This window comes from Sphingopyxis sp. C-1, from assembly GCF_001047015.1.
Lineage (GTDB): Bacteria > Pseudomonadota > Alphaproteobacteria > Sphingomonadales > Sphingomonadaceae > Sphingopyxis.
The window spans coordinates 988,563-999,545 of record NZ_BBRO01000002.1; the positions used below are offsets into that span (position 1 = coordinate 988,563).

The 10,983-nt window shown below is 63.0% G+C and carries 15 protein-coding genes; 6 read left to right on the plus strand and 9 right to left on the minus strand.

What is annotated here, in order from left to right:
• Both flgC and SC1_RS19340 read right to left on the minus strand, forming a co-directional pair.
• Entirely contained in the window at positions 1–411 is a 411-nt protein-coding gene (gene flgC / locus SC1_RS19335) for a flagellar basal body rod protein FlgC (protein ID WP_037512556.1), read from the minus strand.
• A complete protein-coding gene (locus SC1_RS19340) occupies positions 408–749 on the minus strand; it encodes a flagellar basal body protein (RefSeq protein ID WP_083436071.1) in 342 nt (113 codons plus the stop codon). Before SC1_RS19340 ends, flgC begins: the two co-directional genes overlap by 4 nt.
• 256 nt (positions 750–1,005) lie before the next feature.
• On the opposite strand from SC1_RS19340, the gene SC1_RS19345 reads away from it, so the two are divergent.
• From SC1_RS19345 to SC1_RS19370, 6 genes are all read left to right on the plus strand, one after another.
• Entirely contained in the window at positions 1,006–1,527 is a 522-nt protein-coding gene (locus SC1_RS19345) for a flagella basal body P-ring formation protein FlgA (protein WP_062186126.1), read from the plus strand.
• A 170-nt stretch (positions 1,528–1,697) separates the two neighbouring features.
• Positions 1,698–1,997 (plus strand): flagellar biosynthesis anti-sigma factor FlgM, encoded by a 300-nt coding sequence (gene flgM / locus SC1_RS19350; protein ID WP_062186129.1) that lies wholly within the window; start codon positions 1,698–1,700, stop codon positions 1,995–1,997.
• Positions 1,997–2,302, plus strand: a complete 306-nt coding sequence (locus SC1_RS19355; RefSeq protein WP_062187016.1) for a hypothetical protein — start codon at positions 1,997–1,999, stop codon at positions 2,300–2,302. Before flgM ends, SC1_RS19355 begins: the two co-directional genes overlap by 1 nt.
• A gap of 81 nt (positions 2,303–2,383) precedes the next feature.
• Entirely contained in the window at positions 2,384–3,211 is an 828-nt protein-coding gene (locus SC1_RS19360) for a transglycosylase SLT domain-containing protein (RefSeq protein ID WP_062186130.1), read from the plus strand.
• The gene (gene flhA, locus SC1_RS19365; protein ID WP_062186131.1) at positions 3,208–5,331 is read left to right on the plus strand and encodes a flagellar biosynthesis protein FlhA; all 2,124 of its coding nucleotides are present in this window, start codon (positions 3,208–3,210) and stop codon (positions 5,329–5,331) included. Before SC1_RS19360 ends, flhA begins: the two co-directional genes overlap by 4 nt.
• Entirely contained in the window at positions 5,321–6,067 is a 747-nt protein-coding gene (locus SC1_RS19370) for a sigma-70 family RNA polymerase sigma factor (RefSeq protein ID WP_062186133.1), read from the plus strand. The genes flhA and SC1_RS19370 overlap by 11 nt, the downstream gene beginning before the upstream one ends.
• A 56-nt stretch (positions 6,068–6,123) precedes the next feature.
• Here SC1_RS19370 and SC1_RS19375 read toward each other — a convergent pair whose 3' ends face one another.
• The 7 genes from SC1_RS19375 to manD all read right to left on the minus strand — a co-directional run bounded on the left by SC1_RS19375 (position 6,124) and on the right by manD (position 10,967).
• Positions 6,124–6,618, minus strand: coding sequence for a MarR family winged helix-turn-helix transcriptional regulator (locus SC1_RS19375; protein WP_062187018.1), 495 nt, complete (start codon positions 6,616–6,618; stop codon positions 6,124–6,126).
• A 26-nt stretch (positions 6,619–6,644) separates the two neighbouring features.
• On the minus strand, positions 6,645–7,058 hold the full coding sequence (locus SC1_RS19380; RefSeq protein ID WP_062186138.1) for a hypothetical protein: 414 nt from the start codon (positions 7,056–7,058) through the stop codon (positions 6,645–6,647).
• Between the two features lie 25 nt (positions 7,059–7,083).
• The gene (locus SC1_RS19385) at positions 7,084–7,455 is read right to left on the minus strand and encodes a hypothetical protein (RefSeq protein ID WP_062186140.1); all 372 of its coding nucleotides are present in this window, start codon (positions 7,453–7,455) and stop codon (positions 7,084–7,086) included.
• Between the two features lie 58 nt (positions 7,456–7,513).
• Complete coding sequence (locus SC1_RS19390) at positions 7,514–8,011, minus strand: response regulator transcription factor (RefSeq protein ID WP_238586786.1); 498 nt, start codon at positions 8,009–8,011, stop codon at positions 7,514–7,516.
• Positions 8,012–8,109: 98 nt separating this feature from the next.
• Positions 8,110–8,817 (minus strand): FadR/GntR family transcriptional regulator, encoded by a 708-nt coding sequence (locus SC1_RS19395; protein WP_062186143.1) that lies wholly within the window; start codon positions 8,815–8,817, stop codon positions 8,110–8,112.
• Between the two features lie 33 nt (positions 8,818–8,850).
• Positions 8,851–9,756 (minus strand): DUF4861 family protein, encoded by a 906-nt coding sequence (locus SC1_RS19400; protein WP_062187020.1) that lies wholly within the window; start codon positions 9,754–9,756, stop codon positions 8,851–8,853.
• Positions 9,756–10,967 (minus strand): D-mannonate dehydratase ManD, encoded by a 1,212-nt coding sequence (gene manD / locus SC1_RS19405; protein WP_062186145.1) that lies wholly within the window; start codon positions 10,965–10,967, stop codon positions 9,756–9,758. Before manD ends, SC1_RS19400 begins: the two co-directional genes overlap by 1 nt.
• Positions 10,968–10,983: the final 16 nt, after the last annotated feature.

Consider the following 10,983-nt stretch of genomic DNA (forward strand, 5'->3'; position numbering starts at 1 on the left):
TTACTGTCCCATCCTGAGGGTTTCGTTGATCAGGCCCTTCGCGGTTTCGAGGACCTGGACATTGTTTTGATACTGGCGCGCGGTCTCGACCATCTCGACCAGTTCGGCGGCGCTATCGACCGCGGCTTCCCAGACGTTGCCGTCGGCATCGGCGAGTGGGTTAGACGGATCGTGGCGCTTCGACGGCGCCATTTTCGAGGTCGTGACCTGGTCGATCTGGACCGTCGCGCGGCCATGATCGTCCATCACGGTACGAAAGACGGGCTTGAGCGAGCGGAAGGCACCTGCCTCGCTGCCCGCGACCGTCCCCGCGTTGGCGAGGTTCGACGCCGTGGTGTTCAGCCGGACGAGCTGCGCCGACATCGCGCGACCACTGATGTCGAAGACGGAGAAATTGCCGTTCATCGTCATTCGCCCTTGATCGCGCGCGAAAGCGTGTTGATGCGGCCGCTGAGGAACGACAGGCTGGAGCGATAGGCGAGCGCATTTTCGGCATAGGCGGTTTGCTCAGTCGCCATTTCGACGGTGTTTCCATCGAGCGACGCCTGCACCGGGACGCGATAGCTGATCGCACCCTCGGTCGAGGTACCTTGCTGCGCGAGGTCGAGCGCCTTGGCGAAATCGATGTCGCGCGCCTTGTAACCAGGGGTCGCGGAGTTCGCGATGTTCGACGCGAGCATCATCATGCGCTGACTGCGCAACTGCAGCGCCGTCGCATGCAGGCCAAAGAGTTTCTCGGATGCCATCATCAAATTCCTTTCGCCGGGGCTCGGGCCGCTGGGCACGGACGCGCGGAAAAACACCAAGGTATAATGCAATGGCCGTGCCAAAAGATAATAATTCATGTTTTTCAGATATTTAACTTCGAAAGGTCCTTGCCGCGCTAAAATCTCGTCAAAAATCTGACGAGGCAGCGCGACACGCCGTGGAACGACGCACCAAAGCGCGACTGGCACGCTTCCTGCAGATTATCGGGCGACCATTTTGGACCAAAGGAGATGGACCTTGTCCCGTAACATTCTCGCGCGCTTTGCCGCATGCGCTGCCGCCCTGTCGCTCGCCGCCCCAATCGCGGCGCATGCACAGCAGGGCAATGAGGATTGGCAGACGATCGACGTGCTGACCGACATGGTCGCAAACGCGATGGGCCGCAACGCGACCCCCGTCGACCGGCGCATCAAGCTCGCACGCTGCCCCGAACAGGCGTCGGTCACCGCGGTCGACGCCCACACGCTCGCCGTCCGCTGCGCCTCGCTCGGTTGGCGCCTGCGCGTCCCGATGACCGGCCCCGCCAATGCCTCACCGGTCGCCGCCAGCTTCGCCCGCCCCGCGGCGAGCGCCCCCGTCATTCGTCGCGGCGACAACGTCCGCGTCACGATCGAAACCGAAAGCTATTCGATCAGCTATGCCGCGATTGCAACGCAGGACGGCCGCGTCGGCGAGACGATCGCACTGCGAGGGAGCGACGCCAAATCGACGCTCAGCGCGACCGTCACCGGCCCCGGCCGCGCGCGCCTCGACGACTGATTCCCAACTCTCACTACCCACCCACTGGCCCGGGCTGTCGGCTTTCCGACGGCGCCGGGCCTTTCTTTTGTTTTTTTGCGACGGGTCGCCTTAATCGCCGCGTACACCATCCGTTAAAGCCTTCGTGAACCGCGTCGTCACTTTTCTGACGGCATCGGATGGAGGCTTTTATGTCGGGTGACAGCAAGATCGGACCAGTCGGTGGCATCGGCCGTGCCGGCCCGCTGCGCAGGGTCGCCAGTGAAGCGACGACCGCGATGCGCGCGCCGGCGCAGCTCCAGCCGGTGCAGGACAATCTGCCAACCGCACGCTTGACCCGCCTTGCGAGCAGCCTCGCCGACCAGGCACCGCCGGTCGACGTCGCGCGCGTCGCATCGCTGCGTACCGCGATCGCGAACGGCAGCTATGGCGTGCATCCTGCGATCATCGCGAGTGCAATGATAGACTTCCACGGCCGCGGGGGCGAATGATGCAGGCACAGATGGAAGACCTGCAATCGCGGCTCAACGATCTGGTCGGCGCACTGGACGGGCACGATGCTGGAGCGATTATCGCCGCCACCGAAGAGCTCGCGACCGCGGTAATCCTGTTCCGCGGCGTCACGATTCCCGCGGGGAGTGAACATCGCGCGCGGGCACTGATGGGCCAGACGCTCAATCAGCTTGAGGCCGCCGCGATGCGCGTCAACATCCTGAAGAACTGGACGCGTCAGAGGATTGACAAGAGTCACGAGATCCGCGGCACCCGTCCGCGCGGAGCGGCTTTAAGCTACTGATAATATGTTAATTAACTGCCGTTTCGACGAAATGGCACGATGATTGCTTTTGGTTCTGCCGAACAAGCGGAACCAAGAACCATGAACGCAATCAACAATCCCAATGCAGCGACGCGCATCGCCGCACCCGTCATGGATGCGGTGCAGAGCGCGTCGGCGCGCACGGGGATCGATTTCGATTATCTGTTCGACGTTGCGCGCGTCGAGAGCGGCTATAATCCGACCGCGAAGGCACCGACCTCTTCGGCGCGCGGCCTGTATCAGTTCACCAAACAAACGTGGCTCGCGACGCTCGACCGCCATGGCGCGAACCACGGGCTTGCCTGGGCCGCCGATGCCATCGGCCGCGACGCGTCGGGCCGGCTGACCGTTGCCGATCCGGTGCTCCGCCAGCAAATCCTCGACCTGCGCGACGATCCGACGGCATCGTCAAGCATGGCCGCCGCGCTGACCGGCGACAATCGCGACTATCTTGAAAGCCGCATCGGCCGCGCCGCCGAACCGGTCGACCTCTATCTCGCGCATTTCCTAGGAAGCGGCGGCGCCGCCAAATTCCTGACGGCACTCGAAACCAATCCCGACCAGCCCGGCGCATCGATGATGCCCGAGGCGGCGGCCGCAAACCGGTCGGTCTTTTACGCCCCGGACGGCAGCATGCGCAGTCTTGCCGAGATCCGCGAGCGCTTTCGCGTGAAACTCGAAGACGGCGGCAAGATCGAAAATATGAAGCCCTTCGCCCCATCGGGCTGGCACGCGCAGGCGAGCAGTTCGGCGGGCCTCGCGGGCGCAAACGGCGGAAGACCGCCCCTGCAGATGATGGATATCCAGCCTATGCCCAAGAAGCTCTCGATGGGCTTTGCCGCCGATGCCTATCGGCGGCTCGCGTCGCTTTCGGGAGGCGCGGCATGACCGACAACTTCAGCCTCGGCAACATGGGCCGCATGGCCGGCGCCGCCGCGCTCCCCGTTGGGATGTTGATCCTCGTCGGCTTGATGGTGATCCCGGTTTCGCCGCTGATCCTCGACATCAGCTTCGTCGCCAATATCATGATCAGCCTTGCGATCCTGATGGTCGCTTTGTCGGCCGCCAAGCCGCTCGACTTTTCGTCCTTCCCGACCGTCCTGCTGCTCGCAACGCTGTTCCGCCTCGCGCTCAACGTCGCCTCGACGCGCGTCGTGCTCGTCCACGGGCACGAGGGCACCGCCGCCGCCGGCCATGTCATCGAGGCGTTCGGGCAGGTCCTGATCGGCGGCGACTATGTCGTCGGCCTGTTTGTCTTTTTCGTGCTGATGATCATCAACATGGTCGTCATCACCAAGGGTGCGGGGCGCGTGTCCGAAGTGTCGGCGCGCTTCACCCTCGACGCCTTGCCGGGCAAGCAGATGGCGATCGACGCCGACCTCAACGCCGGGCTGCTCAGCCCCGAAGAAGCGAAGGCGCGCCGCGTCGAAGTGGCGACCGAAGCCGATTTCTACGGATCGATGGATGGTGCCTCGAAATTCGTGAAGGGCGACGCGATCGCGGGCCTGCTGATCCTGTTCGTCAATATCGTCGGCGGGCTGATCCTCGGTATCTTCAGCCACGGCCTCAGCTTTTCCGACGCGGGTAGCAACTATGTCACGCTCGCGATCGGCGACGCACTCGTCGCGCAGATCCCGGCGCTTCTCCTCTCGATCGCCGCCGCCGCGATCGTCACCCGGGTCGCCTCGCCGTTCGACCTTAGCGGTCAGATCAGCAGCCAGTTCGCCTCGCCGACGGTGTGGATGGCGGTTGGCGGCATCCTCTTCATCCTCGGCCTGGTCCCCTCGATGCCGCAGATGCTGATTCTGCCCGCCGCGGCGCTCTCCTTTGGCATCGGCTGGCAGTTGCGCCGCAGCGCCGCAGCGGTCGCCGACCTGCCCGAACCCGTCGCCCCGGCACCCGATCCGTCGCATATCGAATGGGCCGACGTCAGCGACGCGAGCGCGTGCCAGCTCGAGATCGGCTATGCGCTCGTTACCCTCGTCGACGAACGCAAGGGTTCGCCGCTGATGACGCGTATCACTGGCATCCGCCGCCAGTTGTCGAAGGAACTCGGCTTTGTCGTGCCGCCGGTGAAGGTCACCGATGACCTGTCGCTGCCCGGCAACGTCTATCGCATCTCGGTAGCTGGTGTGATCGTGGGCGAGGACGAGGTCTTCCCGAACGAAATGCTCGCGCTCGATTCAGGCGATCTTGTCACCAAGGTTGCAGGGCGTCCGTGCAAGGATCCGACCTTCGGCCTCGACGCGCTGTGGATTCCGAAAGCGATGCAGAATGACGCGATCGCGGCGGGCTATACCGTTGTCGATCCGGCGACCGTCGTCGCTACGCACCTCAACAACAGCATCGTCGGTTCGGCCGCCGAACTGTTCGGCATCGACGACGCGCAGGCGCTGATCGAAAATCTGAAGACACATTATCCGCAGCTCGCACAGAATCTCAGCCCACAAGGCTATTCGCTGCCGCGCGTCGCGAGCCTCTGCAAATCGCTGCTCGTCGAGCGGGTGCCACTGCGCGATTTCCGCAAGATCGCCGAGGCGATGGTGGCGCTGTCGCCCCAGCAACTGAGCGAGATCGACCTCATCGAAGCGGTGCGCCAACGCATCGGCGCGCTGATCGTGCAGACGATCGTGCCGAGCCGGATGCCGCTTCCCGTGGTCACCTTCAGCCCCGAGGTGGAGGTGCTGCTGAACCAGGCGGTGCGCGCCAACCCCGCGGCCGAATGGCCCTTCGAACATGGCATGGCGATGACGATCATCGAACAGGTCGGACAAGCGGTCGAACCGCTTCTGCTCCAGACGCGCAGCTTCGCGCTCGTCGCCTCGCCGATTTGCCGCTCCGCCCTTTCGCGCCTTGTGCGCGCCACTTTCCCCGACGTCGCCGTCATCTCCTACCTCGAGATTCCAGCGACCAAGCAGACCGAAATCGTCGCGACGATCGGCGCCGAAGTGCCCCGCCTCGCGTCCGGGCCCGACGCCCACATGGAGGACCAACCGCATGAGAATTGAGCCCGCCGAGCAGTTTGCCGGGGCCACCGGCCGGACGTCGCGTGCGCGCGGCTATGGCGAAAGCGTCGAGGCACTGGTCGAGGAATATTCGCCGCTGGTCCGCAAGATCGCCTGGCAGGTGTTTTCGCGCGTATCGCGGACGAGCGAGCTCGACGACCTGATCCAGACAGGTCTGATCGCGCTGATCGAGGCCAGCCGCAACTATGAGGAACGCGGTTTCGCCTTTGCTACCTATGCAACGACCCGCATACGCGGCGCGATGATCGACCAACTGCGCCGGGAGGCCGATGTTGGCCGTTCGGCGATGGTCGCGGCAAAGCGCATCCACGCAATGCGCGCCACGCTCGAACAGCAGTTGATGCGGACGCCGACCCCTGCCGAAATGGCGGTCGCGTTCGACATGTCGGCGGAAGATTATTTTGCGCTCGAACGCAATGCGACGCACGGCCGCTCGACCTCGCTCGACGAACTCACGGACATCGGCGCCTTCCTGGCGGCCGACGAGGATGACAGCGCGGACGAGCGGTGCGAGCAGGAGGATCTGATGGGCGCGCTGCGCCAATGTGTCGGCCGACTCTCCGAACGTGAGCAAATGGTGCTCCAGCTCTATTTCTTCGAAGAACTCAACCTGCATGAGATCGGACTGACGCTCGACGTCAGCGCCGCGCGGATCTGCCAGATCAAGCGCGAGGCGATGATCAAAGTCGACCGCATGATAAAGGAAATGACCGAATAAGGGCGACCGGGTGCGGTGCGCGCGACCAGTCGGCCCCGCACCCGATCAAGGGGGGATCAAGCCGCCAGCGTCTGCCCATCCTGCCAGGCGGCGCCGATTTTCTCGAAATAGCTCGCCATCCGCTCGGTCCCAATGTCAGTCAGCCGAACGATGGTACGCCGCCGATCGCGCTCGTCGATCGAGCGATGTACGAGCCCCAGCCGATCGAGCGCGCTGATCATGCGCAAGCCCGACGACAACGGAACGCCCGCACCGGTTGCAAGGTCGCTGGCGCTGAGCACGCGGCCGTGTGCGCCCGCCAGCATCAGGTCGAGCATCATGTCCCAGACGGGACCGGACATTTCGGTGGTGCCGAAATGGCTACGGCGGATGCGCCGAATCTGGATACTGAACGACAACTGGTCGAGCAGGCCCGCCTTGAGCGGCGTTCCGGCAGCGTCGACGACGCGCATGGCCGCCGGCGATTCCTCGCCGCGACCTGCAAGCAGCTGATGGATCTGGTCGACCCGTGATTTCAGTTCGGCAATTTCTTGGTTCGAAAATTGCTGCATGTGAAGATGCCCTTTGGGCAGCCACATCAGACCGTGACGTCGTTCCGCCGACCGTGAGATCCCGATGCATAGATGATGAGCAACAGGATCGGGTACGATATATAGACCGAGAGGAGCGAATAGGGTCGCGCCAATATCTCCGAGAACATATATTTCTGGATGTGACCGAAGATGGCGATCAGCTGCCATCCGGTGATCCAGTAAGGCCAGAAACTGTGAGTCCTCATGGCGATGAACCAGAAGCTCAGCAGAACCAGCACGTCTATGATGAAGATATTCAGTTCAATATCGTTCCAGGTGGGGAAAGGCGTCACGGCACTGGTGAGAACCGAGGCGATCAACGCTGTATAAGCTGCCCAGCGTTCGAGCGGCCCGCCGCGTTGGATCGCGACGGCCACCGTAATGAGCAGAACAGCATAATAGATCGCGACGGACCACATTGTGGCTGTCAGCCTTTCTTGCGGATCAACCGGCCTTCGCGAACGTAGTGGCCCCGTCGCCCGAGCGATCGTTGCTGCCTTCATCGACCAGCTTGGCAGCCGGCTTGACGCCCGCACCGAACATGCGCGTGCCCAGGCCGACTTCCTTCTGGGTCACCGTCAGTGCCAGATGCGCGTCGGTCAAGAGCTGCCGGACTTCACCGGCGGCCGCCAGTGCATGCGCGACCTTTGCCATCGCTTCCTGCCCGACGATCGCCGACATGTTGGTTTCGCGGCGCGCCGTGGGCAGCGTCGCGGCAAGCTGGGCGATACGGATCATCGCTTCGTCGATAGCGTCTTCGGCGTGGTGCAGGTCGGAAGCGATCTTCTTCGCTGCAGAAACTCGTTGATTCAGCATCTTCTTTTTCCTTGAAAAAGAATGCTACCGGTTCCCCCCCGCAGCATTCGTTCGAGCATCAGGTCAGAACACGACCGAGCCCGACAAGGATCGAATAGAGGGCGGAGAAGGCCAGGATTGTCGCAAATGCGATCAAAATCGGCCAGATAATCCTTTCCATCAACCCGTGCCGGTTGGCCGGCTGGGACGCGGTAGGAAATGGCGAACCTATATCGAAAAATCGCCGAAACGAACTGCGCCCCGGATCCGCATCGTCGGACGGAGAAACGTCGCCAAGGTCGATCAATTGATATGTCAAAGGCTGATAAGGGGTAACATGGTCGAAGACACCGTTAACCGCCAGGATACGCGCAGCCTCTATTCTGTTGGAAACATTAAGTTTCTTTAACACCCGCCGCACCCGCTCATCGACGGTGTGTGGCGAGACGTTCATCAGCCTGGCGATCTGCTTGGAATTTTTGTGCTCGTAAACATGCCGCAACGTTTCGATCTGCGCGGCAGACAGCAGGCTTATGTAGTTGTCAGGGTCGCCTTGCACGGGGTTGGAATAGAGCATCACGAGTCGAAATCAAGGTCACTAGCCGCCTAATTTCCTGCCTGCCTCATTCCCGGCCACCGGTGTCGCGCGTTTCGGCCAGCCACAGGCGAGTTAACTTAACGGCTTTCCTTGAGCGTCCGATAACGCAGGATCGACTTTTCGATGTGCCGGCGCGCTGCGCGACGTGCCGCGACGGGGTCGCCCGCCTCGATGGCGACGACGATCGCTTCATGGTCCCGGTTGATCGTATGGGCATAGCGTTGATGCTGAACCGGATCATCGCCCTGCAGATAGAGCCGCCGCGACGGAACGAGGCGCACGCCGAGAAACTGGGTGAAGCGCAGGAAATAGGAATTGCCGGTAGCGCTCGCGATCGCCGCATGAAACGCCGCATCGGCAGCGACCGAGGCGTCGACATCGCTGCTTTCTTCCATCGCGTCGAGTGCACGGCGCAGCGCAGCCAGGTCGGCATCGGTGCGGCGGCGCGCGGCAAGGTCGGCCATTTCGGCCTCGAACCCCATGCGCATTTCCAGCAGCTTCAAAACATCTTCGATTTCGCCGATTTCCTCGGCGGTGACCTGAAACGCGCGATATTGCGCACCGTCGGGAACATAGGCGCCCGACCCCCGCCGCGACACGAGCAGGCCGCGGGCCGCGAGGCGTGAATAGGCTTCGCGCACGACGGTGCGGCTGACGCCGAACGTCTCTGTGATTTCTTTTTCGGTCGGGAAACGCGATCCGACGGGCATTTCGCCCGTTTCGATCTGTTCCTCGAAGCGCTGGACCAGATCGTCCGCCAGCGACGCCGCCTTGGTTACCGCCATGGATGCTGCGTTATCATTGCGCCGCAGAACTGGCTAGGGCCGGAAATCGGGCCGCTGCGTATCGACATAGCTATTCCACGCGTCCTCGCTCGCAAAATCACCCCCGCGATCCCACGCCGCGCCGCTGTAATAGACAAAGGCCCTTCCCGGCTGCACGCGAACGAGGACCAGATAATTGTCGGCATCCTCGACAAAGCCTACAAAAACGGCCGGGTCGACAATCACCGCCGCCGCCATTCGGCCCTTTCCGCTATCGCCGTCGCCCTCGGCAGGGCCCCACCAGCTCATGCGTGCATTCGCGCTATCCTTTCTGATCGTGCCCAGCTTGCTTCCATTGATAGGCCGTTTCGAAATACCGATCCCGACGATCAGCTCCGCCTCGCTGCTCGACGCGATCGTCGAGGTCATCCGCGTAAAATTCGTCCCCGCGGGCAAAGTGAAGCGCCGCGTCTCGCTCACGCTGCGCAGCGTATCGACGGGCCAGGGGTCATAATCAACGGTAAAGTCGGCGACCTCGGGGCCCGATTGCAAGATATTCGGCCGCACATAGTTCCGCGAGGTCCAAAGCTTGTTGTCGTACCAGATGCCGAGCCCACCGATACCGCGCCCAGTGCCGACATTATAGAAGTCGATCCCCTCGCCATGGTCGGCGTGCTGATCGCCCGTGCGGAGCTGACGGTCCATGAACGGCCAGCGGACGCGCTTTCCCCATGCGTCGATCCCCGATGACGAGGGCGGCTCAGCCCGCTCAAGCGCGCGGCCATAAATGCGGTGCGCGATCCGGTCGTTTTCCCAGAGCAGGTCGTCGAAGCGGTAATCGGCGACCACAACCGCCGCGCGCGCTTTCTGCTCCTGCGCTGTGGCGGGGCGAAGCGGCGTATGCTCCTGCGCCGCGGCCGGCATGACCAGCAGGGCAAGCGCGAGCAAGGCCGGCCGCATCACCAGCTCCACATCGTGCCGTCCTCGAGCCGGTTCACCGGCAAATAGGCGCGAGCGTAGGGAAAGGTTTCGGCGAGCGCCTCGTCGATGTCGACCCCCAGCCCCGGCGCGTCGCCGGGATGGAGCATGCCGTCCGCGAAACTATATGCGTGCGGGAAGACCGCATCGGTTTCGGTCGTATGGCGCATATATTCCTGAACGCCGAAATTGGGGATCGACAGCCCCAAATGCAGCGCTGCCGCCATTGTCACCGGCGACAGATCGGTCGCGCCGTGGCAGCCGGTGCGAACCTGATAAAGGTCGGCGAGCGAGGCGATCTGGCGCATATGCGTGATCCCGCCCGCGTGAAGCACCGTTGCACGAATATAGTCGATCAGCCGGTTTTCGATCAGCGCTTTGCAATCCCAGATCGACGAGAAAATCTCGCCCACCGCGAGCGGCGTCGTCGTATGCTGGCGGATCAGGCGAAAGGCGTCCTGATCCTCGGCAGGCGTGGCATCCTCGATCCAGAAAGGACGGTACGGCTCAAGATCCTTGCCGAGCCGTGCCGCTTCGATCGGGGTCAGCCGGTGATGGACATCGTGGAGCAGATGGACGTCCCAGCCCAGCGCCTCACGCGCCGCCGCAAAGAGTTCGGGGACGACGCGCATATATTTCGCCGTCGACCAGATATTTTCGGTCGGCAGGTCATTGTCCGCGGGCTCGTAAAAATAGCGATCGTTGCTTACGCCATAGGTCGACGCCATTCCGGGCACGCCGCATTGCAGGCGGATCGCCTTGTAACCCTGGCGCTGATAGTCGAGCGCCGCCTCGATCGTGTCCTCGATCGTCGTTCCGTTGGCATGGCCATAGACCATGCAGCCCTCGCGCGCCGCGCCGCCGAGCAGCTGGTACACCGGCAGGCCCGCGACCTTGCCCTTGATATCCCACAACGCCATGTCGACCCCGGCGATCGACGCCATCGTCACCGGCCCGCGCCGCCAATAGGCACCCTTGTAGAGATATTGCCAGATATCCTCGATCCGGTGCGCGTCGCGCCCAATGAGGCAGGGGACGACATGTTCGGACAGATAGGCCGCGACCGCGAGCTCGCGGCCGTTGAGCGTCGCATCACCGACACCGGTCGTCCCGTCGTCGCATTCGATCTTCAGCGTCGTGAAATTGCGGCCCGGCGAGGTCAAAATCACCCGGGCTGACACGATCTTCGGCATTCTATCCCCTCACCGC

Coding starts and splice junctions, on each gene's coding strand:
- flgC (WP_037512556.1), bottom strand. CDS start 411: ATGACGATGAACGGCAATTTCTCCGTCTTCGACATCAGTGGTCGCGCG.
- SC1_RS19340 (WP_083436071.1), bottom strand. CDS start 749: ATGATGGCATCCGAGAAACTCTTTGGCCTGCATGCGACGGCGCTGCAG.
- flgM (WP_062186129.1), top strand. CDS start 1,698: ATGTCGGGTGACAGCAAGATCGGACCAGTCGGTGGCATCGGCCGTGCC.
- SC1_RS19355 (WP_062187016.1), top strand. CDS start 1,997: ATGCAGGCACAGATGGAAGACCTGCAATCGCGGCTCAACGATCTGGTC.
- SC1_RS19360 (WP_062186130.1), top strand. CDS start 2,384: ATGAACGCAATCAACAATCCCAATGCAGCGACGCGCATCGCCGCACCC.
- flhA (WP_062186131.1), top strand. CDS start 3,208: ATGACCGACAACTTCAGCCTCGGCAACATGGGCCGCATGGCCGGCGCC.
- SC1_RS19370 (WP_062186133.1), top strand. CDS start 5,321: ATGAGAATTGAGCCCGCCGAGCAGTTTGCCGGGGCCACCGGCCGGACG.
- SC1_RS19375 (WP_062187018.1), bottom strand. CDS start 6,618: ATGCAGCAATTTTCGAACCAAGAAATTGCCGAACTGAAATCACGGGTC.
- SC1_RS19380 (WP_062186138.1), bottom strand. CDS start 7,058: ATGTGGTCCGTCGCGATCTATTATGCTGTTCTGCTCATTACGGTGGCC.
- SC1_RS19385 (WP_062186140.1), bottom strand. CDS start 7,455: ATGCTGAATCAACGAGTTTCTGCAGCGAAGAAGATCGCTTCCGACCTG.
- SC1_RS19390 (WP_238586786.1), bottom strand. CDS start 8,011: ATGCTCTATTCCAACCCCGTGCAAGGCGACCCTGACAACTACATAAGC.
- SC1_RS19395 (WP_062186143.1), bottom strand. CDS start 8,817: ATGGCGGTAACCAAGGCGGCGTCGCTGGCGGACGATCTGGTCCAGCGC.
- SC1_RS19400 (WP_062187020.1), bottom strand. CDS start 9,756: ATGCGGCCGGCCTTGCTCGCGCTTGCCCTGCTGGTCATGCCGGCCGCG.
- manD (WP_062186145.1), bottom strand. CDS start 10,967: ATGCCGAAGATCGTGTCAGCCCGGGTGATTTTGACCTCGCCGGGCCGC.